The organism is Pseudomonas sp. rhizo66 (assembly GCF_031931925.1).
Taxonomy (GTDB): domain Bacteria; phylum Pseudomonadota; class Gammaproteobacteria; order Pseudomonadales; family Pseudomonadaceae; genus Aquipseudomonas.
In genome coordinates, this window is the sequence record NZ_JAUJWZ010000008.1 from 151,346 (window position 1) to 176,752 (window position 25,407).

The window sequence follows — 25,407 nt, forward strand, 5'->3', positions numbered from 1 at the left end:
GCCAAGTCAAATCTCTCAATATGCAGTCGAATAAAGACATGAAAGAACACACTTACCAACTGCTTGAAGTCGCCAACGGCAAACCGATCAAACTGTGGACCGAAGGTGTGCCCGTGGAAAACGAGGCCCGCGAGCAGTTGATGAACACCGCAAAAATGCCGTTCATTTTCAAACATCTGGCGGTCATGCCGGACGTGCACTTGGGCAAAGGTTCGACCATCGGCAGCGTCATTCCCACGGTCGGTGCGATCATTCCGGCGGCGGTCGGCGTCGACATCGGTTGCGGCATGATCGCCGCGCGCACGTCACTGACGGCTGCCGATCTGCCGGACAACCTGCACGGGCTGCGCAGCGCTATCGAGCAAGCGGTGCCGCATGGCCGCAGTTCGAACCGTTCGCGGCGCGACAAGGGCGCCTGGGATGAAATCCCGCAGCAAGCCGATCAGGCCTGGGCGGGGCTGCAGCCACGGTTCAAATTGATCACCGACAAGTACCCGAAACTGGCCAACACCAACAACCGCGGGCACCTCGGTACGCTCGGCAGCGGCAACCACTTCATCGAAGTGTGCCTGGATGAAGCCAACCGGGTCTGGTTCATGTTGCACAGTGGTTCGCGTGGCGTCGGCAATGCCATCGGCAACCTGTTCATCCAGATGGCTCAGGCGGATATGCGTCAGCACATCGCCAACCTGCCGGATCGTGACCTGGCCTACTTCGAAGAGGGCAGTCAGCACTTTGATGACTATGTGGAAGCGGTGGGTTGGGCGCAGGACTTCGCCAAACAGAACCGCGAGCTGATGATGCGCGCAGTGATTCAGGCGACACGGCAGATTATCCGCAAGCCGTTTGAAGTGGCGCTGGAAGCGGTCAACTGCCACCACAACTACGTGCAGAAAGAGCGGCATTTCGGTGAAGAGGTACTGGTCACGCGCAAAGGTGCGGTGTCGGCGAAGAAGGGCGAGCTGGGGATTATTCCAGGCTCGATGGGCGCCAAGAGTTTCATTGTCCGCGGCCTGGGTAACGAAGAATCCTTCAGTTCCTGCAGCCACGGCGCCGGCCGCACCATGAGCCGCACCAAGGCCAAGAATATGTTCACTGTCGAGGATCAGATTCGCGCCACGGCCCATGTGGAGTGCCGCAAAGACGAGGCGGTGATCGACGAGATTCCGATGGCCTACAAGGACATCGACAAAGTCATGCACGCCCAGCGTGAGCTGGTGGAAGTGCTGCACACCTTGCGTCAGGTGGTGTGCGTCAAAGGATAAAAGGAAAGCAGGTCATGGAATTGCAAGAGCGTCATCCGCTGTGCGCCACGATGCGTGCGCGGGTACTGGAAGAGCTGGCACGCATAGAGCGTGAACGCAATGTCACGGTGTTGTATGCCTGTGAGTCCGGCAGTCGGGCCTGGGGTTTTGCCTCGACCGACAGCGATTACGACGTACGGTTTGTGTATGTGGAAAAGCCCGATTGGTTCGTTCAGGTCGATGCGCCGCGTGATGTGATCGAACGTCCGCTGGACGATGAACTTGATGTCAGTGGTTGGGAGCTGCGCAAGACCCTCGGATTGTTGCGCAAATCCAATCCGACCTTGCTGGAGTGGCTCGACTCGCCGCTGGTTTATCGCAGTGAAACCGCGCAGGTGGCACAACTGCGCGAACTCGCCGAAGCGTTCTACAGCCCGCCAGCGGCGCGCAATCACTATCTGTCGATGGCAAAGAAGAACTTTCGCGGTTACCTGCAAGGGGAAACTGTGCGTTTGAAGAAGTACTTCTACGTGCTGCGACCATTGTTAGCCGTGCGCTGGATCGATCAGGGACGAGGCCGGCCACCGATGACGTTCGCCGACCTCCTGACCACGGTCGATGATCGCGCGTTGCTCGATGAAGTCGACGAGCTGCTCGCCCTTAGACGCAATGCCGATGAGAGCGCCTACGGGCCGCGTCGACCGGCGTTGCACGGGTTCATCGCGGCCGAACTCGAGCGCGAAGTGCCCACATTACCCAGAACTCAGGAAGACTCGCGACGGCTGGATCAGTACCTCAGGGATACCGTCGGGCTATACGCGTAAGGAATGCAATGAAACAGGAAGTGATAGAACTGGACGGTGCCATTGGTGGCGGCCAGGTGTTGCGCAGCGCCTTGAGCTTGTCGATGGTGACGGGCCGGGCGTTTCGCATTAAACAGATTCGTGCCAGGCGCAGCCGTCCGGGACTGCTGCGCCAACACTTGACCGCGGTGATGGCGGCGGCCGAAGTGTGTGGTGCAACGGTCTGCGGCGCTCATTTGGGTTCGCAAGCCTTGAGCTTCGAACCCGGCGCGATTCGCGCCGGCGACTTTCAATTCGCCATCGGCACGGCCGGCAGCTGCACGCTGGTGTTACAGACATTGTTGCCGGCACTGTTGCGGGCACCGCAGGCGAGTCGAGTGCGGATTTCCGGTGGCACGCATAACCCGCTGGCGCCGCCGGCCGATTTTCTATCGCGCAGTTGGCTGCCGCTGTTGCGACGCATGGGGGCTAACGTTGAGCTGGACTTGGTGCGCCATGGTTTTGTCCCGGCCGGCGGTGGCGAGATTGCGGTGAATGTGCACCCGGCGAACCTGACGCGACTCGACCTGTGTGACCGTGGCGAAGCGATTTCACAGAGCGCGTCGGCACTGACCGCCGGGCTTGGACCTACGGTCGCCCAGCGTGAGCTGAACCAGGTGGCCAAGCGATTGAGTCTGCCGGCTGCGGCGCTGCACCCTGTGATGCTCGATCCAGCCCGCGGGCCAGGCAATGTGTTGCTGCTGGAGTACGTCTTCGAACACGTCACCGAGGTGTTCAGCGCATTTGGTCAAGTGTCATTGCGCGCAGAGAAGGTTGCCGATGCAGCGATTAATCAAGCCGCCGACTGGTTACGCAGTGGTGCTGCGGTAGCCGAGCACCTTGCCGATCAGTTGCTGTTGCCAATGGCGCTGGCTGGTGGTGGCTCGTTTACCACGCCGCGCATGACCGAGCATCTGCACAGCAATATTGCGGTGATCGAGCTGTTTTTGCCGGTTCGTATTGATTGCCGCGAGGAGGGTGCCGATCGACTGCGCGTTGAGGTCATTGTCAGTTGATCGGTCATGAACGGGGCGACGGGATTTCATTATGAAATCCCGTCGCCCTTTTTTTGGCTCGCAAAAAACTCCGAAAAGACGGCAAACTGCTGGCCCCCGGTCGTTCGCTTCCCCGGCAAAATCGCCTTTTTTCAAAAGGTTAGGTGGGCTCTATGCGGACGATTGTCATCACCGTTGCAACGCTTTCCCTGGCTGTTTTTGCCACAGGCGTGCAGGCAAAAGAATTAAGCAAAAGCCATCGCTTTGCCTGTATCTGGGGCTCGGATATCGCTGCCGGTGCTCAGCAATCGAAGCTGTCAGGCGTCTCGCTGTATGGCGCGCGCAAACAATTGCAGGTGCGACGATTCCAGCAACCGTGGATGCGCATGACTGCGATGGGAATCACCGAGCAAACCTACAACAGCACGTCGAAGCTCAAGCCGGCAGCGGTCAAACAGACCTATTACGAACAATGTGTACGCCACGAATTGGCCCAACGCTGAAGCAAAAAAGCCCGACCTGAACCGGTCGGGCTTTTTCATGGATGATGAAATCTCGGCGTCACTTTTCGCTTTCGCAATTGACCATCCACGACACGCCAAAATGATCGACCAGCATGCCGAAACGCGCCGCCCAGAACGTCGCTTCCAGCGGCATATCGATGCGGCCGTCCTTGGCCAGCGCGTTGAACACGCGTTCGGCTTCGGCAATGCTGTCGACGTTCAGCGAAATCGAGCAGCCACTCATGCCCTGAGTCGGGCGATCGGGTGTGGTGTCTGACGCCATGATCATCTGATCACCCACTTTCAGGCAGGTGTGGATGATCAGGTTGTGGTGTTCTTTCGGCACGTGTTCGGCGGCGGGTGTTTCGCCGAATGTCATCATCGCTTCGAGCTTTCCTTGCAAGGCTTGCTCGTAAAAGGTGAAGGTCTCGCGGCAATCTCCGTTGAAGATCAGGTAGGGATTGATTCTCATGTCTCTGCTCCCGGCAGTCAGGCGCGGAGCGTGGCGGGTGTCGCCGGGTTCCGCGTAGGGCGGTTAAACCATAGCAGAGCGTTGGACGTCGGAAAGGCCTGAGTCTCCCAGATGTTTTTGTTCTGAAAAGCGCGTCGACGATAACGCGCTCGTCGTGTGAAATTCGGTCGTGGCGCTGGAGTACCATGACGCACCGTCATCACCTGCAGAGTGCAATGCCCCATGCCTGATCTATCGCGTTTCACGTCCTTGTTCGATCAGGCGCAGCGAGCCTTGCGCTTGGTCTGGGGGACATCGCGTGGCTTGTTTCTGGGGTTGGTGCTGGCAACGTTGGTGGCCGGGTTACTGCCGGCGCTGGCGGCGTGGTTGGGGCAGCGGATTGTCGATGCCGTGGTGGCAGCGATGCAGTTGCACGCGCAACACGGCAGTGCGCCGCTGTGGCCGGTGTTGCGTTATGTGTTGTTGGAGGCCGGGGTGTTGGCGCTGTTGTCCGGCACGCAACGGGCACTGTCGGTGCAGCAGTCTCTATTGCGGGTGCAGCTAGGGCAGAAGGTCAATACGCTTATCTTGGAGAAAGCACAGACCCTGTCACTGGTGCAGTTCGAAAACTCCGAGTTCTACGACAAGCTGGTGCGGGTTCGTCGCGAGGCTTCGACCCGGCCGCTGGCGCTGGTCATGAAATCGTTGGGCTTGATTCAAAACCTGATCATGTTGATCAGCTTTGGTGTGCTGCTGGTGCATTTTTCACCTTGGGCGCTGGTGCTGCTGGTGGTCGGTGCGTTGCCGGTGTTCTTTGCCGAGGCGCATTTTTCCGGTGATGCTTTTCGTCTGTTCACTCGCCGCGCGCCGGAGAGTCGGCAGCAGAATTACATCGAAACCTTGCTGTCCCACGAAACCTACATCAAAGAGGTCAAGCTGTTCGGTTTTGCACCGCTGTTGCTGCAACGCTACCGCGACACGTTCGCCAGGCTGTATGCCGAAGACCGCCGCCTGACGTTGCGGCGCGACGGCTGGGGTTTCGGCCTCGGCCTGCTCGGTACCGCGGCTTTTTACGCGGCCTATGCCTGGGTGGTGATCGATGCCGTGCATGGCCAGATCAGTCTCGGCCAGATGACCATGTATCTGGTGCTGTTCAAGCAAGGCCAAAGCGCGGTGAGCAGCAGTTTGAGTGCGATCAGCGGCCTGTACGAAGACGGCCTCTACCTGACCAGTCTGTATGAATACCTGGCCGAACCGGTCCAGCTGGATACCGGCCACCTGACTGCCGGCGTCTGTCCGGGCGATGGTTTGCGTTTCGAAAGCGTCGGTTTCCGCTATCCGGGTGCCAGTCGGCCAGCGCTGGAAAACATTGACCTGCAACTGGTGCCAGGCCAGAGCATGGCGTTGGTCGGCGAGAACGGTTCAGGCAAGACCACATTGATCAAGCTACTGACCCGGCTCTATCGCCCGGATCAAGGGCGCATCCTGCTTGACGGCAGTGACTTGCAGGATTGGCAGGAGACCGCGTTACGTCGGCGTATTGGCGTGATTTTTCAGGACTACATCCGCTACCAGTTCAGCGTCGGAGAAAACATCGGCGTCGGCGATACCCTGGCGTTCAACGACGCGCAACGCTGGAAGGAGGCCGCCGACCAAGGCATGGCGGCGCCCTTTATCGAGGGGCTCGACAAGGGTTATGCCACACAGTTGGGACGCTGGTTTGCCGGTGGCCAGGAGTTGTCTGGCGGGCAGTGGCAGAAGATTGCCTTGTCCCGCGCGTACATGCGCCGTGATGCCGACATTCTGATTCTTGATGAGCCGACGTCCGCCCTTGACCCGGCGGCCGAAGCGGCAGTGTTCGAGCACTTCAGCCAACACAGCGAAGGTCGCATGACGTTGCTGATTTCCCATCGTTTTTCCAGCGTGCGCAATGCCGACCACATCGTCGTGCTGCAACAAGGCCGGATTCTGGAGCAGGGCGGCCACGATCAATTGATCGCCGCCGCCGGGCATTACGCGCAATTGTTTGATTTGCAGGCTCGCGGCTACCGTTAAGTGTCGCGGCCGCTGCGCACGATTGCAGGCCCGGCCACCCGAGGGGCCGGTTTGCTCTGCATCAGGCTGTCGAGCGCCTTGCGGTAATTCTGTCCACCCAACGCCATGCTGTTGTTATGCGTCGCGCCCGGCACCAACAACAGGCGCTTGGGTTGTTGCGCGGCGTTGAACAGTTGCTCACTGAAGCGCGGCGGCACGAACGCATCGGCCAAACCGTGGACCACCAGCAGCGGCATGTGGATATCGGCAATCTTGTCGATCGAATCGAATTTCTGCGACAGCAGCCAGCGCACCGGCAGCGAAGTGTTGGCTACAGACGCGGTAACATCCGCCAGCGTGGTGAATGTGGACTCGATCACCAGTCCGCGCACCGGCAATGCAGAGTGATCGCGAGCGGCGGTCTGGCCGAGTTCTGCTGCCAGATCGATGGCCACGGCGCCACCGAGGGAGTGCCCGTAGATCAGGCGTTTGGCCGGATCCGGTTGCAGCAGTTTGAAGCGCTCCCACGCCACCCGTGCATCTTCGTAAACGCTGCTTTCCGATGGCAGATCACCATGACTCTTGCCGAAACCTCGGTAGTCGATGGCCAGCACTGAATAACCCGCTGCGCGCAGTTGTTCAATGCGGAACAACTGCCCGGTGAGGTTCCAGCGCACGCCATGCAGATAGAGAATGGCCGGCGCATTGGCTTTTTCTGCCGGCCACCACCAGGCGTGAATGTTTTCCCCGGCCTTGAAACTCTTTGGTTGCAGATCGAGTTCCTGCACGCTGCCGGGCAAGCCGTGATACCAGCCGGCGGTGCCCGGTTCGATGCGAAACAACAGTTTACGTTCGGTGTGTTCGAGCACGGCACAACTGGTCGGCACGCCGATAATCAGCGCGGCCATGCAGGCAAACGCCAAACGGCGGCGGCGCAGACGCGTCATGAAGGACAGGAACATTAAACGTTTCACCCAGGCGCAGACAAAGAACGCTTTTTACCAGATGCCTGGGCCTGCGCGTGAGTTTTTCGACCACCGCCCCGGCGCAACGATTACCAAATGCTGCAAGGATTCACGCTACCTGCAGCACGATCTTGCCGATATGGTCGCCGGCCTCCATGTGCGCGTGAGCCTGAGCGGCCTCGGTGAGTGGGTAGACCTTGTCGATCATCGGCAGGCAGCGCCCGGCAGCCAGCGCCGGCCATACATGCTCACGCAGTTGATCGGCAATCGCGGCTTTTTCGGCAGCGGTGCGGGCGCGCAACAGGGAACCAGTGATCACCGCGCGTTTGGCCATCATTGCCAGCAGGTCAAAGTCATTGGCCCTCGCGCCGCCGAGGAAACCGAGCATGACCAGTCGGCCATCCATCGCCAGGGCGCTGACGTTACCGTTGAGGTACGAGCCGCCCATGATGTCGAGGATGACATTGACGCCCTGGCCTGCAGTTTTCTCGGCGATGACTGCCGCGAAATCCTCATCGCGATAATTGATCGCTTCGCCACCGAGGTCGCGAATCGCTGCGCATTTGTCCGGGCTGCCGGCGGTGGCAAACGCTTCTATACCGAATTCTCGGCACAGCATCAGTGCGGTCGTGCCGATGCCGCTGGTGCCACCATGAATCAGCGCGCGCTGGCCACGGCTGGCGCCACCGAGGCCGAACAGGTTGGCCCACACGGTAAAGAACGTTTCCGGGATCGCGGCGGCGTGTACCCAATCCACACCTTGTGGTATCGGCAGGGTCTGGCCAGCCGGGACTGCGCAGTATTCGGCATAACCGCCGCCGTTGGTCAGCGCGCAGACTTTGTCGCCCACGGCGAACTGACTGACACCGCCCCCTAGGGCCACGACTTCGCCGGCGACCTCCAGCCCGGGAATCGGGTTCATGCCGGGTTTCATCGGGTATTTGCCGGCACGCTGCAAAGCGTCCGGCCGGTTGATTCCAGCGGCGTGAACGCGGATCAACACTTCGCCTTCCGCGACGATTGGAAGCGGCACGCGTTTGGGTTGCAAAACCTCGGGGCCGCCGGGTTCGCTGATTTCGATTCGGGTCATTTCTTTGGGCAGGGACATATCGATTCCTGTTGGTATAGGTTCTGTAGATGGGAGCGTGCTGTGCAAACAATGATTCCCTTCAATTTGCGCAGCAGCGCGTTTCGACAGGGGCGGGCAGCCATTTCATGGCTTGCTCCAGCAACAGCGCCACGGCGATCGCGCCAGCGGCGATGACGAACAACAACGCATGGTGACCGCCACTGGCATTGAACAAGGCTGAATAGGCAAACCCGGCCAGCGCTTGAAACGTGGCGAACGACACTGTGGCGCGGCTCCAGGCAATTTGCTGGCGATGATGCTGCGGCACCAGCTCATGCACGCGGGCCAGGGCCAGCGGAACAATGCCGGGCGGAAATGAACCGAGAATCACCGCCAGCAGCGCCAGTGCCACAAACGAGTGAGACATCGCCAGCAAGCCAAGGGCAATCGCTTGCACCACCAGCACCAGGCGAATGCCGGAACGTGCGCCAAGCTGATCGGCAAGAAAGCCATAACTCACCGGGCCGACAATCGCGCCCAAACCGTACATCACCCAGATCAGCGCGCCGACATGCGCCCCGTCGCCGAGTCCACGAGCCACGTAATCCACCAGAAACACCATGGCCGGCACCAGGCCAGCGGCCATGAAGGCGTATTGGGCGAACAGCAAATACACACCGCGCGGTGTCGGTTCAACGGGCGCCTTTTCCTGCGCGGCCTGTGGGTGCGGGAAGTCAGACGGCCAGCCGAACCAGCTCAGTGCTGTCAGCACCAAAGCCAAAGCCCCCAGGCCCAGCCATGTCGCTTGCAAACCCAGGCTCAACAGCGGCGGCACCAGCGTCCCGGAACCGGCAATGCCAAGACCGATGCCGAGAAAGATCGCACCGCTGGCCAACCCTTTTCGCGCCGCCGGCACATGCGGCAGAACTGTCGCGGCCACCAGCACCATGATCGCGCCACCGGCAATCCCCGACAGCAGCCGCCAGCCGAAGAACCAGCTCACCGACAACGGAAACGCACAGGCAAAAAATGCCGTCGTGACCACCAGCATCATCAGTCGCAAGGCATTTTTATTGCCGAGCTGGCGCGCTGTCGGCCGGCCGAGCAGGGCCCCAATCAGATAACCGACCAGATTGGCCGCACCGAGGTAGACCACATCATTGGCGCTGAACCACCGCGCCTCAATCAGCGAAGGGATCAATGGGGTGTAAGCGAAACGCGCCAGCCCGATGCTGACCAGGCTGGCGCAGAGGCCGGCGAAGATCGGCAGCCAGATGCCGGTGGAGGTTGATGTACGCATGATAGCGATCTCGCGGAAGGTTTATGGCGTCCAGCATATCGGCTATCGTTGCTGCGTTAATGCAGCGATTAAGCGGCGCTACGATGCGAATCTGCATCACTGGGAGGCAGCATGAATTGGGATGATGCACGGGTATTTCTGGCCGTTTGCCGCGAGTCGACGCTACGTGGTGCAGCGCGTGTGCTGGGGGTGGATCAGGCCACGGTCGGGCGGCGAATCACAGCGCTGGAAAAGTCCCTGAGTGCGACGCTGTTCCTGCGTACTTCCGACGGCTACGCGTTGACCGCAGTCGGTGAGGCGGCGCTCAAGAGTGTGGAGAAAATGGAGCATTCGGCACTGGAGCTGGAGCGGCAGATTCAAGGCCTGGACGATCGCCTGACCGGCACCGTGCGCGTCAGTACCACGGATTCGCTGGCCATCGACTTTCTGATCCCGGCCATTGCCTGTTTGCACAAGCAGCACCCGGACGTGCGAGTGCAACTGGATGCGTCCACGCAGATCCTCAGCCTGGCCAAGCGCGAGGCGGATATCGCGGTGCGCAACACCCGCCCGGACAACCCTGACCTGATCGCCCGGCGAATCGCCCGATGGCCGGTGGGGCTATTCGCTTCCCAGGCCTATATCGATGCCAATGGCGTGCCGCAGCCGGACACAGCATTTGAAGGGCATGATCTGGTGGTCTATCAACCGTATCTGCAAAGCAAAAAGGACCTGACCCTGGTGTCGGAGCCGCTCAGTCGCGGCCGGATCGTCGCCAGCCTCAGTTCCAGCCTGCTCGTGCGCCGTTCGATTGCAGCAGGGCTGGGTGTAGGAGAAATCCCGGTGTACATGGGCGAGCGCGATGGTCTGGTCAGGCTCTGGCCGGAGCGCACTCGACCATTGCCGTATGAAGTGTGGCTGGTGACCCACGCGGATCTGCGGCATACCGCGCGGATGAGGGCGGTGATTGAGCAGATTGTCGACGTGTTCGCGTCGGAGAATGACTAGGCAGACGTTCTTTTGGCAGGGCTACAACCTCTGACGAAACAGCCTACATCAGAGGCAGAATCTCCCGGCTTGTCAGCGTTCTCGATGGGTCCTATTGTTTTCGTCAGCTCGGTGAGGGGCGTCGTGCTTTCACTGATGTTAATGCCAGGGACGGTAGCGTAAGAGCCAGGAAGGTGTCGCGTTGAAAACCACGGAATTCAGTCAAAATCCAGTCAGTGATCTATCGAGTAAAAGTCGGAATGCTCAAGCCATGAACGCTATAAGTCGTGAAGAATTCAATGCCAGGATCGAAACCATCGAGACCAGGATGGACGCTCGGGTCGAGGGTGTGTCGGCGAAAATCGATGCTTATCTTTTGACTCAGTCTGAGCGAGACAAGGCTCAAATGGAGAGGGACAAACGATACGATCTGATGTGGGACGGTGTACAACGAATCGCCGAAGAATCAAAAGAAGCCATCAAACACGCCTCGACAGTGAAGGCGCATTACTGGGCGACCACGGCCGTCCATTTTCTCGGAATGATCACCGTCGTCGTGGGGGCGCACTTCGCCAATCAAGCAGCGGTGTTAACCACCTTGCAGACGACACTCGCTGCGATCCAGATCGGCAAGGATATAAGCGCGCCAAGACCGGCGCCGCCACAAGCGCCCGAATCTCCACAATAGAAAACGGCCTTCCAGGAAGGCCGTTTTTGGTGGGCATTGAAACACCGCGTCATGGCATCTCTGGCAACTCCTGTGGCCGCAAGTCGAATACCAGCACCTCGGCATCGACACCGTTGCTCAAGCTCAGCAACTGTTCCTCGCGAACCCGCACGCCGTCACCCTCGTGCAATGGCTGGCCATTGAGTTCAACGCTGCCGCGTGCAACATGCACATAGGCGTAGCGGTTGGCTGGCAGTTGCAGTGTGGCGCTTTCCTTGCCGTCGAACAGGCCGGCGAAGACACGTGCATCCTGGCGCACTTTCAGCGAACCGTCGTTGCCGTCCGGCGAGATGATCAATTGCAGGCGACCGCGTTTTTTCTGTGCGCTGAAATGTTCCTGTTGATAGCGCGGTTTGGCGCCGCTGACATCCGGCACGATCCAGATCTGCAGGAAGTGCACCGGTTTGGTCGCCGAGTGGTTGAACTCGCTGTGCGCCACGCCGCTGCCGGCGCTCATCAACTGCACGTCGCCCGGGCGAATGACCGAACCGGTGCCGAGCGTGTCCTTGTGTTCCAGCGCGCCTTCCAGCACGTAGGAAAATATCTCCATGTCGCGATGCGGGTGCTGGCCGAAGCCTTTGCCGGCGGCAACGCGGTCATCATTAATCACCAGCAGGTCGGAGAAACCCTGCTCACGAGGGTTGCGATAGCTGGCGAAGGAAAAGGTGTGAAAGGACTTCAACCAGCCATGATTGGCGAGGCCACGATCGGAGGCTTTGCGAAGGGTCAGCATGATGAAATCTCCTTGCGGGACGTGAATTCGTCCGAGTGAGGAGAAGGTTACTGTTTACTGGATTGCGCAATAAGTAGGTGAAAATTGAAAGACTGTCCCTTCAAGGTTGACAGTTTTGCGATAGCCGTCACACAAAACTTTTGCGCTCAAACGGCTACAGTTGGCCATAATGTCTGGTCTGTATCATGTCTTTCTGATTTAAGTGATGTCTTCCCATGAAAACCGTGGCAATGGTGCTGTTTCCCGACTTTCTTCTGCTCGACATGGCCGGGCCATTGGAGGTTTTTTCGGTTGCCAATCGCTATCTGAAGCCCGATGCGCATTATCAATTGATCACCCTTGGCACCGAAGCCGGCCCGCTGCGGGCCTCCAATGGTGTGATGGTGCAGGCCGACCGGACCATTGGCGATGACACCGAACGTTTTGACTTGCTGCTGGTGCCGGGTGGCCCCGGTGCCTACAACCAACAATTTCCGTCGTTGTTTGCCTGGCTCAAAGACGCAGTCCGGCGCGTCGAGTACTACGGATCCATCTGCACTGGCGCCTTTGTTCTGGGGCACGCCGGTTTGCTTGACGGTTACCGTGTCACCACGCACTGGAATTACACCGAACGTCTGATCAAGGGATTCCCGAAAGCCCATGTCACGACCGATCAGATCTATGTCGAGGATCGCAATCTGATCACCTCGGGAGGCGTTACGGCGGGGATCGATATGGCGCTTGCCGTGGTCGCTCGCGATCATGGCAAGAAACTCGCGCAGGATGTGGCCAAAGTTCTGCTGGTGGTGATGAAGCGGCAGGGCGGGCAGGCGCAGTTCAGCCCGCTGATGGCTGCCGTGGCACCGCAGGAAACGCCGATCACCCGCGCGCAGAGTTACGTGCTGGAACACCTCGACGAAGCCTTCACGGTCGAGCGCATGGCGGCGATTGCCAACATGAGTGCGCGGCACTTCGCGCGAATGTTCACCCGCGACATCAACATGACGCCCATGGAGTTTCTGCAAAGTGCGCGCATCGATTGCGCGCGAAACCTGCTGGAAACCAGCGATCTGCCCCTTAAAACCGTAGCTTACAAAAGTGGTTTCGGCAGTGTGCGGCACATGCGTTCGCTGTTCGCTGAAAAGCTCGGCCTGACGCCCGCGCAATACCGCGAACAGTTCAGCTAGAGCGCTGCTGTCCGTCTGGCGCACCCGTATGTCCGTGCTGCGTCCCGTGTAGCACTTGTCGCGTCATCTGAGGCTGCCAAGATAGCTGGCATGGATAGCCTCATCGATTTGAACGCGGCGTCGGTGCTGCATTTCGGCCCTTACGCCTTCCATCTGCGCCAACGGCTGATACTCCACGGAGATCGGCCACTGCGCATGGGCGGTCGCGCGCTGGACATTCTGCAGGTGCTGGTCGAGCGTGCCGGGCGAGTGGTCACGAAGGAGCAATTGATTGCCCTGGTGTGGCCGACGTCGGTGGTCGAGGAGATCAACCTGCGCGTGCACATCGCCGCGCTCCGGCGCGCCTTGGGTGACGGTGAAAACGGGCAGCGCTACATCGTTAACGTGCCGCAATGCGGTTACAGCTTTATCGCCCCGGTGCGCTGCGACCGCGTCGCGCAAGTGGCGTTCGAGGCCCTGCAAACGCCCCAGCATAATCTGCCGGCACGACTGACTCCGGTCGCCGGGCGCGATTCGCTGGTCGGCGGGCTGGTGCGGCAAATGCCGCTGTGTCGGCTGATGACCCTCACAGGCGCGGCCGGGGTGGGTAAATCCACTGTCGTGTTGCGGGTCGCGGAACTGCTGTTGCAGTACTACCGAGATGGCGTGTGGCAGATCGATCTGAGTTCGATCGACGACGACACAGCGCTGCTCGATCATGTGCTGCGCATCTTCGCAAGCGATTTGCCCGGACTGTCGACTCGCCATGCATTGCTGTTGCTCGATAACTGTGATCACCGTCGCGATGCCTGCCGAGCAGCGGTTGAAACGTTGCTTGAGGCCGCTCCCCGACTGTCGATCCTCGCCAGCAGCCGCGAGGCCTTGCAGGTAAGTCTGGAAACCCTTCAGTGCGTGCCACCGCTGACCCTGCCGAAACGCTCGGCAGGCGATTGCATCGCTGAAGCCATGGGCCATTCTGCGGTGCAGTTGTTTGTCAGCCGCGCACGGGCGCGACAGCACGATTTCCGCCTGCGTGAGCAGGATGTCAAAGCCGTCCTGGAGATCTGTCGCCAACTCGACGGGTTACCGCTGGCGATCGAACTGGCGGCGGCGCAGATCGATGCCTTGGCGTTGGTCGGCTTGCAGACGCAAATCAGCAATGGTCTGCACGTGCTCAGCCATGGCCGGCGCACCGCTGTACCCCGCCACCAATCCATGCAGGCGGCACTCGACTGGAGCTATCAACGCTTGAGCGCGCAAGAGCAACGCGCACTGCAGCGTTTATCGGTGTTCAAAATGGCGTTTACCCTGGAGGCGGCACTGGCGGTGATCAGTTGCCCGCAATTGGCGCCGTCGCGGCTTGCCGCGCTCATTGAAGGCCTGGCACGCCAGTCATTGCTGGTGGTGGAGCGGGGTGGCAGTGCTGGCCGATACCGAATGCTCCACACCACTCGCTGCTATGCCCGCGAGCAACTGGAGCGTAGCGGTGAAGGGATTGATCTTGAACGTCGTCATTCGCGTTATATCAGCCGGATTCGCCAAACCTCAGGCGTGCAGGTGCACGCGTAGTTCGTCGATGAGCAAGCGTACCTTGCGCAAGTCCGGGGTCGCATAGCCCTCGGTGAAGCGCTGGTAGATCGGCGTGAGCAAATCCAGCGCCTCCTGGCAGCGCGATTGGCGCTGCCAGAGTTGCGCCAGTGAGGTGGCACTGCGCAGTTCCCAGGCGAGCGCGCCTTGGCTGCGGGCGACGGTCAGGGATTGGTGCAGGAGTGCTTCGGCTTCCTGAAGAACCTCTTCGCGAGCAGGCTCGCTCCCACATGGGGTCTGAGTACACCCAGGATCCCTGTGAGAGCGAGCCTGCTCGCGAAGGGTCCCGTCCAGACAACCCGGATCGTCCTTCAATAGCGCATCCGCCCGAGCCCGCAAAATCTCCGCCGAGCTCCACCCCGCATCACCACTCAACGCTCGCTCAAACAGTGCGTCATCCACAAATCGGCCATCCAGCGTCACCATGATTTCCCGAATCAGCCCACTGCTGTCCTTCGGCACGGGCAGGCTGGTTTGCGTGTCGATCACCTGCGCGTAGTGCCGCGCCCACGTGTTGAACAGCAGCACCGAATGCTTCTGCGATTGCTCCAGCAGCAATTGCAACAGCGCCCGGGCGTTCTGCTGATCGCCGTTGTAATGAGCGATCAGGCAACTGGCCAATGCCAGGGTGTAACAAATCGAGGTGCCATGGTCGATCTGCACGGCAATATCCAGAGCCAGTCGCGCCGTATGCCACGCTTGCTCCGGCAATCCCTGCATCCATAGCACTCGCGCCAGCACCGTCAGCGACGCGACGCTCTGATCGTACTGCACGCCAAAACCGTGAGTGAAGCGGTTGACGTGGCCGCTCTGTGCCATGCGCTGCAGCACCTGTTCGGCATGAATGCGCGCTTGTGGCTGGTCGCCGGCATAGTGCAGGGCCAGCACGCGCAAACGGTGGGTACTCAGTGACAACAACGGGTCGCCGTGTACGCCGAGGCGATCGAAGTGCTCACTCTGCGTCAGCGCCATGCGGTAGTGCCCGCAACTGAGGTTGACCGCCATGTGCCCGGACACCGCGCGCAATTGCCCGGCGACGTCGCCGTGTTCGAGGGCCAACTGGCGAGCTTCGACGAACGCCTGGATGGTCTCCGGGGTGCCCCCCCACGTGTGATAGCAGGCGCTGCCAAGGGCGAGTTTCAGGGAAGTTTTCAGACGCGGGCAGGGTTCGCCGAGTTCATCAAGCAGGCTCAGTGCCCGGCGCACATAGCCGCCATACTCCTTGAGCAGCGACAATTCTTGCCACAGGGGCGCCGACGCTGCTGTCAGGCGAATTCCCAGGCCGCCCGGGCCGACACCGTTCAGGCTCCAGTCCAGCGCCGCGCGCAGATCTTCCAGTCCGCGGGCATAGCGCTCGATCCACAACGCCGTCGGTATCATTTCCCAATCGCTTTGCGCCTGCTGCATCAATGCCAGGCAGCGTTCGGCATGGCGTTCGCGGGTTTCCTCGCATTCGGCGGCGTGCTCGAGTTTTTCCTGTGCATAACGACGGGTCGTGTCGAGCAAGCGATAGAACACCTCTTCGTCTCCGACCTCGACGCTGAGCAGGGATTTGGCCACCAGTTGAGTGATCGACACAAACACCACACCGGGGTCGATCTGTTGGCCGACGATCACTGCCGCCGCTGACTCCAAGGTAAAACCACCGCAAAACACGCCCAGACGACGCAGGCAGGTTTGCTCGCAAGCGTCGAGCAGGTTGAAACTCCAGTCCAGCGTGGCGCGCAGGGTGAGATGGCGCTCGAGACTGCTCTGATTACCCGCAGCCAGCGGTGGCAAACGGCCCTGCAATTGGCTCAGCAAACCTTCCAGGCCCAATTCGGCGACCTGCGCGGCCGCCAGCTCCAGCGCCAGTGGAATACCGTCGAGTCGGTGGCAGATCTCGATCACTTGCGGCAACTGTGCGTCGCTCAGTTCGAAGCTTTCCTGCGCGGCCGTGGCCCGTTCGATGAACAGTTGCAGCGCCGAATAATCCAGCGCCTGCTGACGGTTCAATGTCGCGCTCATCGACGGGTATTCAAGGGAATCGAGACGCTGCACAAATTCGCCTTCAGCGCGCAGGCTCTCGCGGCTGGTGGCGAGGATATGCACCTTCGGCGCCCCGCGCAGAATGCTTTCGCTGAGCATCGCGACGGCATCGATCAGGTGTTCGCAGTTGTCGAGCAGCAAAAGCATTTGCCGCTGCTGCAGGCCATTGACCAGCGCCGCCAGCGGATCGCCTTCGGGGAGTGGCAGATCGAGCAGGGTGGCCAAGTGTGAGCAAATCAGCCTGGGATCGCTGAGCGGTGCCAGGTCCACCAGCCGAATACCGTCGCGGTATTGACCGATCAATTGCTCGGCCACGCGCAAGGCCACCGTGGTCTTGCCGATCCCGCCGGGACCGACCAAGGTGATGCAGCGTTGGCGCGGCAACTGCGTCATCAAGCTGTCGACGAGCGCCTGGCGACCGAGCATCCGCGTGCGCCGCAAGGGCAAATTGTGCCGACCGCCAGCATCGCCCACAGGACGCTCCTCCATGGATTGCGGTAGAACCGGGGCGACGAAACTGTAACCGCGTTGCGCCACGGTGATGATGTAACGCTGGCCGGCCTGACCGTCACCGAGGGCTTTGCGCAGTGCCGCCATGTGCACGCGCAGGTTGATGTCCTCGACCACGCTGTCCGGCCAGACCCCGGCCATCAGTTGCTGCTTGCTCACCACGTCGCCGGCATTGGCCAGGAGAATCAGGAGGATGTCCATCGCCCGTCGGCCCAGGCGCAGCGGCTGCTCGCCTTCGAGCACCAGGCGTTGGCCGGGATGAATCCGATAGGGGCCAAAACCGAGGGCCTGATTCGGGGAAAGACTCAACAGCTCACTCCTGCGGTGCAGCGGCGGACAAAGCGGAGTAGGGCCGGGTGCGTGCGCAGGCCTCTAATCCGGGGTGTCCCGGCATAATCCTCAGGTTTGAGCGTCAGTGCAACGGGAGCCGCGATCAAAACACGGCGGGTTGTGAACGTTGAGCTGTGGGTTCACGCATGATCTGGCAGCGCCAGGCAAACGGATTGATGCCCTCGCTGCGGGTAAACATATGGCAGAAATGCGCCTGATCGCAGAACCCGCATTCCAGGCTGATTTGCGTCAGGCTCAGGTCGGTGTGCTGGATCAGCAGCTTGGCCCGCGCGAGGCGCTGGGTGCGAATCCAGTCCTGCGGCGACACCCCGGTGCTGCATTTGAAGGCGCGGGAAAAATGGCTGCGCGACAACGAACAGGCGCGGGCCAGTTCGGTGACCTCGAGGCTTTCGCCGAGGCGTTCGAGGATCAGTTGTTTGACCTGTCTTTCACGTTGCGGACTGAGTCCGCCGACCCCGGTCTTGCGTGGTTCGTTGGCAGGGGCGAGGGCGACGCTGTGCTGTAAATGAGCCATGGCCAAAGTCCGTGTCGATGGGGAATGCACGATCGGTGCATCCCCTCAGGTCAAAAAAACAACGCTGCGCAGTGGGTTTCATTGTTGGCCGAGGGCGGCAGGCTGACGAGTTAATCGTTGTTAATTCCAGCGCATTGGCCTGAACTCAGCACATCCCTGCAAGTCTGCGCCCCACGGTTTGCGGCACGATGACTGCAAGCGTGGCGAACCGATGGGGCGCCGCAATCGGCAGATTCAAGGGGAATCAAATGAAAGGCATCCTTAAAGCAGCGACGGCGCTGACGTGCGCGCTGGTGATTTCCGGTGCCATGGCGCAGGCACCACAGCAGGGCACTCAGGCGCCGGGCTATTTCCGCCTGGCCGTGGGGGATTACGAGGTCACCGCGTTGTTCGATGGCTACAACGACCTGTCGCCGAAGCTGTTGCAGGGCATGAGTCAGGCCCGGATCCGCGCACTGCTGGCGCGCCGTTCGATTGAAACCCCGGGTGTCCAGACGGCGTTCAATGCTTTTCTGGTCAATACCGGCAAGCAACTGATTCTGGTCGACAGCGGCGCCGGGCAATGCATTGGCGCCACCGCCGGGCAACTCGTGGCGAATATGCAGGCGGCCGGCTACCAGCCAGAGCAGGTCGATACGATCTTGCTGACGCACCTGCACCTTGATCATGTCTGTGGTCTGGTCGATGCACAGAAACAAGCGTTGTTCACCCATGCCACGGTGTACGCCGCCAAGGCTGAAGCGGATTACTGGCTCGACCCGTCCGCGCTGGCGAAAGCGCCCGCCGGCGCCAGAGCGTTTTTCAAGATCGCCCAGGACTCCACTGCGTCCTACGTCGCCGCCGGACGTTTCAAGACCTTCGCCGCTGGCCAGTCGCCGTTGCCGGGAATAGTCGAAGCGACACTCGAAGCCGGCCATACGCCAGGCAGCACCACCTACCGTTTCACCTCGCAGAATCAGAGCATCGTCTTCATGGGGGATCTGGTGCATAACCTCGCTGTGCAGTTTGAGCATCCGGAAGTGTCGATCGGCTTTGACGTCAACAGTGCGCAAGCGATCAACGCGCGTCAGGCGGTCTTCAGCGCGGCGGTCGCCAGTAAGACGTGGGTGACGGCGGCGCACCTGCCGTTCCCGGGGATCGGTCACATCACCGCGCAAGGCAAACACTTTCAGTGGGTGCCCGTGGAATACGGTCCATACAAGCGCGCGGCCAAGGTACCGTTAATCGAGTAAAGTGCTCAGCGCCTACTCGCAAAAGCAGCTGACACCGAAAAGGAAAACATGCCCATGAACCGTAACGATCTGCGTCGCGTCGACATGAACCTGCTGGTGATTTTCGAAGCGCTGATGTTCGAAAAGAACCTGACCCGCGTCGCCGAAAAACTGTTCATGGGGCAACCGGCTGTCAGCGCTGCGTTGGGCCGTTTGCGCGATCTGTTCGACGATCCGTTACTGCTGCGCAACGGTCGCGGCATGGAGCCGACCGCGCGGGCGCTGGCGATTCTCAAAGAGCTGCAACCGGCGATGGACGTTATTTCCGGCGCGGTCAGCCGGGCCAAGGAGTTCGAACCGGCGAGCAGTTGCGACGTGTTTCGCATCGGCCTGTCGGACGACGCTGAGTTCGGGCTGTTTCCACCGTTGTTGCGCCAGCTTCAGCAAGAGGCGCCGGGGATTGTCGTGGTGGTGCGCCGCGCCAACTACCTGCTGATGCCGACGCTGTTGGCCTCTGGGGAGATTTCCGTAGGCGTCAGCTACACCACTGAGTTGCCGGCCAACGCCAAGCGCAAAAAACTACGCGACATTCCCTGCAAAGTCCTGCGCGGTGACGACCGCCCGGGGCCGTTGACGCTCGACGAATACTGCGAGCGCCCGCATGCGATGGTGTCGTTCTCCGGCGACTTGAGCGGAAACATCGACATGGACCTGGCCAAGGTCGGTCGTACCCGCCGTGTGGTGCTGGGCGTGCCACAGTTCAGCGGTTTGCGCGCCTTGCTCGCCGGCACCGAGATGATCGCCACCGTGCCGGATTACGCGGCCTGCGCGCTGGTTGAAGGGTGTGCGTTGCGCGCCGAAGATCCACCGTTCCCGATCGATGCGGCGCAATTGTCGATGGCGTGGAGCGGGGTGCATGACAACGATCCGGCGGAGAAATGGTTACGCTCGCGGATCAGTCAGTTCATGGCGGCGCCGCTGAATATTCCAGCGGCCGAGCGCTTCGAAAGCAAGACTTGAGTTCGCCGGGCGGGGCTGCGAACGTTCACGGATTTCCACTATTCTCACCTCGCCGCTCGTCGGAAACTGCTCTGCACCTGTCAGATCTGACAGGTGACGATTGCCGATTTCCCAGCCTTTAATCACTCCGTCGCCGATCCTCTGGCAGGAGTGTTTGTCATGCTTTTACGACTTAAAAAACAGATCGCAACGCTGGCACTTGCCGAGCCGGATATTACCGGTCGTACGCTTCCCATTCTTCCCTCGGGGGAGTGGGGGATCAATCGCGCTGCGGCGCAAGGGATCTATCCGGACGATGGATTGCAGGTCTACCTCAGCCCATGGACGATCAAGAATAAAGGCGACCTGGTGGTGCTCAGGAAAGGCTCTGTCGAGGTGGATCGGTACATCATCCGTGATCAAGCAGAATCTGATCAGCGTGCGACCCTGTTCGTTGCTCCCCGTCATCTTGCTTCGGGCTCCCATGAAATCGACTATTGGGTAAAGCGACTAGGCCTGGATCCCGCCGAGACGTACACGCCGCCATTGAAAATTTTTGTCAAGCTCGAAATTCCCGGCGGACAGGATACGGAAGAGGGGCCGGGGCATTCCAATCTGTACATGTTCATCCCGCCAGAATTTGTCTCTGGCGGAGTGGACAGCGACAACATTCCGGTGGACCCGGATGATGAGGGTAATCCGGATGCGCCGAAAGCGGGTGTGCCTATCGTCATTCGAAACGCATCCGGTAGCGGCGAACCCTATCCTGAGATTGCCGTGGGCGACCAGCCTCAGATCAGTTGGGGTGGCATTTTTATCTGGGGCGACCCGGTGACGGCGGAGCAAATCAGTGATCCGGTGAAGAATCCCATCACGATTTACGTCAAGCGGGCGATTATAGAAAAAGCGGGTGATACCGATGCGGTGGGCCTGGCCGTGAGCTTTCGCGTGCGCGATATCGTCCACAACTATTCGGAGGACTGGTGTAAAGAAACCCGGATCAGGGTTTCGCTCAACACCAATAGGCTGGTTGCCCCTATTGCCAAGGATGCGCTCAACAATGTTCTCGACCTTGACCGGTTGGGTGATAAAAACGTCGTTGTTCAGGTCTGGGCAACCTCGAGCGAATTCAAACATCAGGACTGGATTGAAGTAAAAGTCAGCGGTACCACCGCCGACGGTGAAGCCGTCACGTTCACTGCGCCGAGGCAGGAGGTCGACAATCTTCCCCACACCTATGAGTTCGAGTTCGAGAATGCGGATCTGCGCAGGCTTGTCACAACCCAGGTGATTTTTTCTTATGAGGTCGAGCGCGAGGGGATTGCTGATCCGCTGCAATCCAAAGGCCAGTTCGTACAAGTCAACGGTGAGGCCACGCGCCTGGACGCCCCTGTTGCAGAAGATGAAAACCAAGGCGCTATTGATCCTGACCTGGCACGTACCCGGATTCTGATTCGCTTTAATCCGCTGTTCAACTATGGCGATGCGTTTGAACTGGTATGGTTCGGTAAACGACCGGATGGCAGTGTCTATATCCCGGAATTCGAAAGATATATACCAAGCCGGGAGGAAATCGCCGACCTGATCGGTTTTTTCCTCGCTGTCGAAGGCTTGCACTTGAAGACCATTGAGGGCGGAACACTGGTGCTGTCGTACGTCCATCTGAGTGTGGATGGGAACGACGAAATTGTCAGGCGCGTGTCGCGTCCTGCGGCACCGCTGAACGTAGGCGAGCCAGAATTCGAGTTGGTCAAGCCGATCGTGCTGGGGGAAAATAATGGCTCTCTGGAGCCTGATGATTTACCCAATGGCGTTGGTCGGCTGACCGTTCCCAAACCCATCGTCACGCCGACGAAACGCGGCGATAAGGTGACTTTCGAATGGAATGGGGAACAATCAGGCAAGACCGGCGACTCCATCGACATTACTGCGCTCAACGAGAACAGCGACGTGTCATTCCGACTCAGCGAGACGTTTGTGAACGAGCATATCGAGCCAAATCGCGGTGCCAGGATCACGGCCAAGTACAACATTTGGCGCAAGGAAACAGACACATTCAGTTATTCCAACCCCCTCGTGTTCTTCGTCGGCGAGTCCACGCAATTGCTGGATCCGGCCCGCGTAGTGCAGGCGCTCGATGATATTCTCGACCCGGCCAATGCTCCAGACGGAGCGACCGTCGAAATACCGGCCAATGACCCCAACAATGCCGGCGATCACTTCTATATGACCTGGGCTTCGTCAGATGGAGTGGTCAAGCACACCGATGACAAAGCGGTCAGTAGCAATAACAGGGGCAAGCCGATCGAGTTCACTGTGGATCTGCCAATTGTGCAGGCCAGCTTGAACAAAAAAGTGACTGTCGATTATCGGGTCGAGTTGTTTGACGGCGGCGAGGCAGACGGCAAACCTTATGACTTTGACGTGCAAGCGCAAGAGTTCCGGCTACCGGTAGCCACCTTCAGGGAGGCCACGGGTTCGCAGAAAGATCAGTTGAACCCGGACGACGTCTACCCCAACGGCGCAACGGTGGTGATCCCGGCGACGGCTCAACTGAAGACCGACGATGAAATCACCGTGACCGTGGTCGGCAAAACCACCACCCCTTACAACCACACGGTTCTGGCAGCAGAGACCGACAAAGAACTCAGCGTGATCAAGGCGGCCCACGCGGTGATCAGCGCTAACCTCGATGACAGCATCGCGTTGAGTTATGAGGTCAAGCGCAAGGCGGGAGGGACCGATGGCCCCTCTGTGCCGACGGTTTACGATGTTCGCCGGGTCATTGGCAGCGGTACCCTGAAGATTATGGGCGCCCGTTATAACCGCAGTACTTATCGCGCATCCAGTGCCACTCGTGTACTGAGCGCATTCAACGCCACCACGGGGCAGCCGCTGCAAGCGCAGTGGAAGTACGCTTCGGACACAGAGTGGATGACCGCTGCCACCTGGCGCGACACCTCACCGCAGCAGCCGCTGCAAGTGCGCACAGCCGATGATCTGGTCACGCTCAACTCGGCGAATATCGTTGGCAACGGGATCGATACCACGGTCACAGGTTTCGCGGCTTTCGTCGCTCACCGAGATGTCGGGGATGTCGCCGGTTGGGGCAATGCTGCGTACGGCGCCAGTATTCCTCCGACCATCATCACCATGGATGACATCGTTGAGGTGAGCTGCACGCGCAGCGCTTATGCGGCTCGCCGCGCCAATAGTGCAGTTGTCGCCTGGGGAACCGCCGCCGAGGGCGGAAGCATGAGCGGTATAGATCCGCTGGGTTTTGTCGAAGTCATCGGTAATGCGACCGCGTTCACCGGGTTGAAGACGACCGGGCAGGTGGTTGCCTGGGGCACACCTGCCGATGGAGGTAGTGTTCCCGTAGAAATCAGCGCACTGACGGATATTGTTCGAGTGGCGGCGGCGGGTCAGGCTTTTGCAGCAAAACGGACCGCCGGGAATGTTGTGGCCTGGGGCCTGGCGGCAAACGGTGGGGTGGTTCCCGGTGAGATTGCAGGGTTGACCGATATCGACAATCTGATCGGCAGCTTTGGTGCCTTTGCCGCGCATCGTGGCAATGGACGGATTGTCGGCTGGGGCCACGCCACCTATGGCGGCGTTGTGCCGGCTGAAATTGCTTCTCTGACCGACATCATCGAATTGAGCTGTGCCAATGCGCAAGCCTTCACTGCAAGGCGTGCCACCGGGCAGGTGGTTGCTTGGGGAACGGCCGGGTACGGCGGGACGATTGACTCGCTGATCGGCGGTCTCACGGACATTGTCGAGGTCAGTTCTACTTGGCGCGCATTTGCGGCGCGCCGAGGCAACGGCCATGTGGTGGCGTGGGGTACCCCCGCGGAGGGTGGTCTGGTGCCTGCCGAAATCGCGGTGCTTGATGACATTGTTCAAGTGTGTGGTTCCTCCATGGCTTTTGCCGCGTTGCGCAAGAACGGCACAGTGGTTGCCTGGGGGAATGTGGCCGTGGGTGGCGACACCTCGACGGTCGTCACTGAGCTGACTCAGGTACAAGCGCTTTACAACAACACTCATGGGTTTACTGCGCTCACCGCTGATGGTCGAGTCGTGACCTGGGGACATGCCGATGGCGGCGGGGACAGCAGCGCCGTACAGGATCGACTGAGGGGCAGGGTGTCTTATCACGCCACCCCGACCTCCAGAGGCCGGGCACTTCTGGCCAGTCGCTGGGCCGAGCTTAATACCGGGCGTTGAACGTCCGCCATAGAGCTTTCCTTAAAATCCGAAATACGGTGCTCGACAGGCGCCGTTGAGGTGTCGCCATGCGTAAAAAAACCAACGCCCCGCTCAAACCGTCAGTAGACGGAGCGCCCGGCGATGTACTCGATCCTGCGAACATTCCAGCCAAAGGCGTGACGGTCAGAATCAAACCCTATGACGACATGGCCTACCGTGATCATGTGTATCTGTTTGTCGGTGAGGATTACACCGATGACATCCCGATTGGTTCCACTGCTGTTGGCAAAGACGTCACCTTTACCGTGCTCGGCAGTGATCTGGTCGTCGACGCGAATGACATCGTCCCCATTCACTACGAAGTGCAGTTCCATGACGGCGATCGTGCGCCGTCGCAAACGCTGAATCTTTTATTGCAGTCAGGTTTCGACGCGCAAGCGACCCTCGATCTGAGTGCTCACAACTACGTGGTGTCAGTAGACAAACCGCCGGTGAAGTTACCCGCCGCCGCCCGAATGACGCGACTGGCGCAGTGGGGGAGTGGCCCCTATCAATACACCAGCAGCGATCCGGCCATTGCAAGTGTCGATGAGCAGACGGGGGAAGTCACTGCCCTTCGCAATGGCGACTGTGACATCAGCGCCACCGACAGCCAGAGCCAGACTCGAACCTACCCGTTGACGGTCAAGGGGATTGTTGAAGTGCACTTCCTCACTGACAGCGCGGATTGGCAGGGGATGCTCAGACTGTGCGAAACAGCAAAATTGCAGCCTGTCACGCTGTCCCAGATCAAACGCATGTGGACGCTGTACTTTCCCGACGCCGGCCCCGTGGCCGATTACCTTGAGTGGCTGAGTTATTCCGTATGGACCGGCGATGAGTTGGGAGCCGGCACCGCTTGGACCTATTACCTTAACGGCGATTCGGTCAATGACAATGCCAGTGCGCACAACAAGGACACGTATTGGCAAGTCCTAGGGGTTAGCGCGACTCAAGCGAAGCGTCAAAAGGGCAGGGGGTAGAA

At 59.9% G+C, this 25,407-nt stretch carries 20 protein-coding genes; 13 read left to right on the top strand and 7 right to left on the bottom strand.

Annotation, left to right across the window (positions count from 1 at the left end):
* Nucleotides 1–38 precede the first annotated feature (38 nt).
* The 4 genes from QZR14_RS12035 (at nucleotide 39) to QZR14_RS12050 (ending at nucleotide 3,584) form a co-directional block, all read left to right on the top strand.
* The gene (locus tag QZR14_RS12035) at nucleotides 39–1,265 is read left to right on the top strand and encodes an RtcB family protein (RefSeq protein WP_250607244.1); all 1,227 of its coding nucleotides are present in this window, start codon (nucleotides 39–41) and stop codon (nucleotides 1,263–1,265) included.
* 14 nt (nucleotides 1,266–1,279) lie between these two features.
* Nucleotides 1,280–2,068 (top strand): nucleotidyltransferase domain-containing protein, encoded by a 789-nt coding sequence (locus tag QZR14_RS12040; RefSeq protein ID WP_311996653.1) that lies wholly within the window; start codon nucleotides 1,280–1,282, stop codon nucleotides 2,066–2,068.
* An 8-nt stretch (nucleotides 2,069–2,076) separates the two neighbouring features.
* Nucleotides 2,077–3,102 (top strand): RNA 3'-terminal phosphate cyclase, encoded by a 1,026-nt coding sequence (gene rtcA, locus QZR14_RS12045; protein ID WP_311996654.1) that lies wholly within the window; start codon nucleotides 2,077–2,079, stop codon nucleotides 3,100–3,102.
* A gap of 152 nt (nucleotides 3,103–3,254) precedes the next feature.
* The gene (locus tag QZR14_RS12050) at nucleotides 3,255–3,584 is read left to right on the top strand and encodes a hypothetical protein (protein ID WP_250607241.1); all 330 of its coding nucleotides are present in this window, start codon (nucleotides 3,255–3,257) and stop codon (nucleotides 3,582–3,584) included.
* A 58-nt stretch (nucleotides 3,585–3,642) separates the two neighbouring features.
* Here QZR14_RS12050 and QZR14_RS12055 read toward each other — a convergent pair whose 3' ends face one another.
* Nucleotides 3,643–4,056: a VOC family protein gene (locus QZR14_RS12055; protein ID WP_311996656.1), complete on the bottom strand. Its 414-nt coding sequence runs from the start codon at nucleotides 4,054–4,056 to the stop codon at nucleotides 3,643–3,645.
* A gap of 222 nt (nucleotides 4,057–4,278) precedes the next feature.
* Between QZR14_RS12055 and QZR14_RS12060 the strand changes: the two genes are divergently transcribed.
* Nucleotides 4,279–6,090 carry an ABC transporter ATP-binding protein gene (locus QZR14_RS12060; protein WP_311996657.1) on the top strand — a complete coding sequence of 604 codons (1,812 nt, stop codon included), beginning with the start codon at nucleotides 4,279–4,281 and terminating at the stop codon, nucleotides 6,088–6,090.
* On the opposite strand, the gene QZR14_RS12065 is transcribed toward QZR14_RS12060, so the two are convergent.
* The 3 genes from QZR14_RS12065 to QZR14_RS12075 form a co-directional block, all read right to left on the bottom strand.
* Nucleotides 6,087–7,031: an alpha/beta hydrolase gene (locus tag QZR14_RS12065; protein WP_311996658.1), complete on the bottom strand. Its 945-nt coding sequence runs from the start codon at nucleotides 7,029–7,031 to the stop codon at nucleotides 6,087–6,089. The two genes, QZR14_RS12060 and QZR14_RS12065, sit on opposite strands and share 4 nt — an antisense overlap.
* 112 nt (nucleotides 7,032–7,143) lie before the next feature.
* Nucleotides 7,144–8,142, bottom strand: coding sequence for an NAD(P)H-quinone oxidoreductase (locus tag QZR14_RS12070; RefSeq protein WP_311996659.1), 999 nt, complete (start codon nucleotides 8,140–8,142; stop codon nucleotides 7,144–7,146).
* A 61-nt stretch (nucleotides 8,143–8,203) separates the two neighbouring features.
* Nucleotides 8,204–9,403: a YbfB/YjiJ family MFS transporter gene (locus QZR14_RS12075; RefSeq protein WP_311996660.1), complete on the bottom strand. Its 1,200-nt coding sequence runs from the start codon at nucleotides 9,401–9,403 to the stop codon at nucleotides 8,204–8,206.
* 111 nt (nucleotides 9,404–9,514) lie between these two features.
* On the opposite strand from QZR14_RS12075, the gene QZR14_RS12080 reads away from it, so the two are divergent.
* Both QZR14_RS12080 and QZR14_RS12085 read left to right on the top strand, forming a co-directional pair.
* Nucleotides 9,515–10,390, top strand: a complete 876-nt coding sequence (locus QZR14_RS12080; RefSeq protein ID WP_311996661.1) for a LysR family transcriptional regulator — start codon at nucleotides 9,515–9,517, stop codon at nucleotides 10,388–10,390.
* 181 nt (nucleotides 10,391–10,571) lie between these two features.
* Entirely contained in the window at nucleotides 10,572–11,057 is a 486-nt protein-coding gene (locus QZR14_RS12085) for a hypothetical protein (RefSeq protein ID WP_311996662.1), read from the top strand.
* Between the two features lie 49 nt (nucleotides 11,058–11,106).
* Here QZR14_RS12085 and QZR14_RS12090 read toward each other — a convergent pair whose 3' ends face one another.
* Complete coding sequence (locus tag QZR14_RS12090) at nucleotides 11,107–11,829, bottom strand: pirin family protein (RefSeq protein ID WP_311996663.1); 723 nt, start codon at nucleotides 11,827–11,829, stop codon at nucleotides 11,107–11,109.
* A gap of 215 nt (nucleotides 11,830–12,044) precedes the next feature.
* On the opposite strand from QZR14_RS12090, the gene QZR14_RS12095 reads away from it, so the two are divergent.
* Nucleotides 12,045–12,995 carry a GlxA family transcriptional regulator gene (locus QZR14_RS12095; RefSeq protein WP_311996664.1) on the top strand — a complete coding sequence of 317 codons (951 nt, stop codon included), beginning with the start codon at nucleotides 12,045–12,047 and terminating at the stop codon, nucleotides 12,993–12,995.
* A gap of 90 nt (nucleotides 12,996–13,085) precedes the next feature.
* Entirely contained in the window at nucleotides 13,086–14,543 is a 1,458-nt protein-coding gene (locus QZR14_RS12100; protein WP_311996665.1) for an ATP-binding protein, read from the top strand.
* Here QZR14_RS12100 and QZR14_RS12105 read toward each other — a convergent pair.
* Both QZR14_RS12105 and QZR14_RS12110 read right to left on the bottom strand, forming a co-directional pair.
* Nucleotides 14,520–17,408 (bottom strand): ATP-binding protein, encoded by a 2,889-nt coding sequence (locus tag QZR14_RS12105; RefSeq protein ID WP_311996666.1) that lies wholly within the window; start codon nucleotides 17,406–17,408, stop codon nucleotides 14,520–14,522. The two genes, QZR14_RS12100 and QZR14_RS12105, sit on opposite strands and share 24 nt — an antisense overlap.
* A gap of 124 nt (nucleotides 17,409–17,532) precedes the next feature.
* Complete coding sequence (locus QZR14_RS12110; protein ID WP_250607228.1) at nucleotides 17,533–17,964, bottom strand: helix-turn-helix domain-containing protein; 432 nt, start codon at nucleotides 17,962–17,964, stop codon at nucleotides 17,533–17,535.
* Between the two features lie 248 nt (nucleotides 17,965–18,212).
* Here QZR14_RS12110 and QZR14_RS12115 point away from each other — a divergent pair, with 248 nt between their 5' ends.
* The 4 genes from QZR14_RS12115 to QZR14_RS12130 all read left to right on the top strand — a co-directional run bounded on the left by QZR14_RS12115 (nucleotide 18,213) and on the right by QZR14_RS12130 (nucleotide 25,405).
* Nucleotides 18,213–19,196, top strand: coding sequence for an MBL fold metallo-hydrolase (locus tag QZR14_RS12115; RefSeq protein ID WP_311996667.1), 984 nt, complete (start codon nucleotides 18,213–18,215; stop codon nucleotides 19,194–19,196).
* Nucleotides 19,197–19,250: 54 nt separating this feature from the next.
* On the top strand, nucleotides 19,251–20,195 hold the full coding sequence (locus tag QZR14_RS12120) for a LysR family transcriptional regulator (RefSeq protein ID WP_311996668.1): 945 nt from the start codon (nucleotides 19,251–19,253) through the stop codon (nucleotides 20,193–20,195).
* A 159-nt stretch (nucleotides 20,196–20,354) separates the two neighbouring features.
* Nucleotides 20,355–24,401, top strand: a complete 4,047-nt coding sequence (locus tag QZR14_RS12125; RefSeq protein ID WP_311996669.1) for an RCC1 domain-containing protein — start codon at nucleotides 20,355–20,357, stop codon at nucleotides 24,399–24,401.
* 68 nt (nucleotides 24,402–24,469) lie between these two features.
* Nucleotides 24,470–25,405: an Ig-like domain-containing protein gene (locus QZR14_RS12130; RefSeq protein ID WP_311996670.1), complete on the top strand. Its 936-nt coding sequence runs from the start codon at nucleotides 24,470–24,472 to the stop codon at nucleotides 25,403–25,405.
* Nucleotides 25,406–25,407: the final 2 nt, after the last annotated feature.

Bases quoted from the DNA above. Each gene is read 5' to 3' on its own strand.
- QZR14_RS12075 (WP_311996660.1), bottom strand. From the start codon at position 9,403: ATGCGTACATCAACCTCCACCGGCATCTGGCTGCCGATCTTCGCCGGC.
- QZR14_RS12120 (WP_311996668.1), top strand. From the start codon at position 19,251: ATGAACCGTAACGATCTGCGTCGCGTCGACATGAACCTGCTGGTGATT.
- QZR14_RS12090 (WP_311996663.1), bottom strand. From the start codon at position 11,829: ATGCTGACCCTTCGCAAAGCCTCCGATCGTGGCCTCGCCAATCATGGC.
- rtcA (WP_311996654.1), top strand. From the start codon at position 2,077: ATGAAACAGGAAGTGATAGAACTGGACGGTGCCATTGGTGGCGGCCAG.
- QZR14_RS12095 (WP_311996664.1), top strand. From the start codon at position 12,045: ATGAAAACCGTGGCAATGGTGCTGTTTCCCGACTTTCTTCTGCTCGAC.
- QZR14_RS12100 (WP_311996665.1), top strand. From the start codon at position 13,086: ATGGATAGCCTCATCGATTTGAACGCGGCGTCGGTGCTGCATTTCGGC.
- QZR14_RS12055 (WP_311996656.1), bottom strand. From the start codon at position 4,056: ATGAGAATCAATCCCTACCTGATCTTCAACGGAGATTGCCGCGAGACC.
- QZR14_RS12050 (WP_250607241.1), top strand. From the start codon at position 3,255: ATGCGGACGATTGTCATCACCGTTGCAACGCTTTCCCTGGCTGTTTTT.
- QZR14_RS12130 (WP_311996670.1), top strand. From the start codon at position 24,470: ATGCGTAAAAAAACCAACGCCCCGCTCAAACCGTCAGTAGACGGAGCG.
- QZR14_RS12110 (WP_250607228.1), bottom strand. From the start codon at position 17,964: ATGGCTCATTTACAGCACAGCGTCGCCCTCGCCCCTGCCAACGAACCA.
- QZR14_RS12040 (WP_311996653.1), top strand. From the start codon at position 1,280: ATGGAATTGCAAGAGCGTCATCCGCTGTGCGCCACGATGCGTGCGCGG.
- QZR14_RS12125 (WP_311996669.1), top strand. From the start codon at position 20,355: ATGCTTTTACGACTTAAAAAACAGATCGCAACGCTGGCACTTGCCGAG.
- QZR14_RS12035 (WP_250607244.1), top strand. From the start codon at position 39: ATGAAAGAACACACTTACCAACTGCTTGAAGTCGCCAACGGCAAACCG.
- QZR14_RS12065 (WP_311996658.1), bottom strand. From the start codon at position 7,031: ATGTTCCTGTCCTTCATGACGCGTCTGCGCCGCCGCCGTTTGGCGTTT.
- QZR14_RS12115 (WP_311996667.1), top strand. From the start codon at position 18,213: ATGAAAGGCATCCTTAAAGCAGCGACGGCGCTGACGTGCGCGCTGGTG.
- QZR14_RS12070 (WP_311996659.1), bottom strand. From the start codon at position 8,142: ATGTCCCTGCCCAAAGAAATGACCCGAATCGAAATCAGCGAACCCGGC.
- QZR14_RS12080 (WP_311996661.1), top strand. From the start codon at position 9,515: ATGAATTGGGATGATGCACGGGTATTTCTGGCCGTTTGCCGCGAGTCG.
- QZR14_RS12060 (WP_311996657.1), top strand. From the start codon at position 4,279: ATGCCTGATCTATCGCGTTTCACGTCCTTGTTCGATCAGGCGCAGCGA.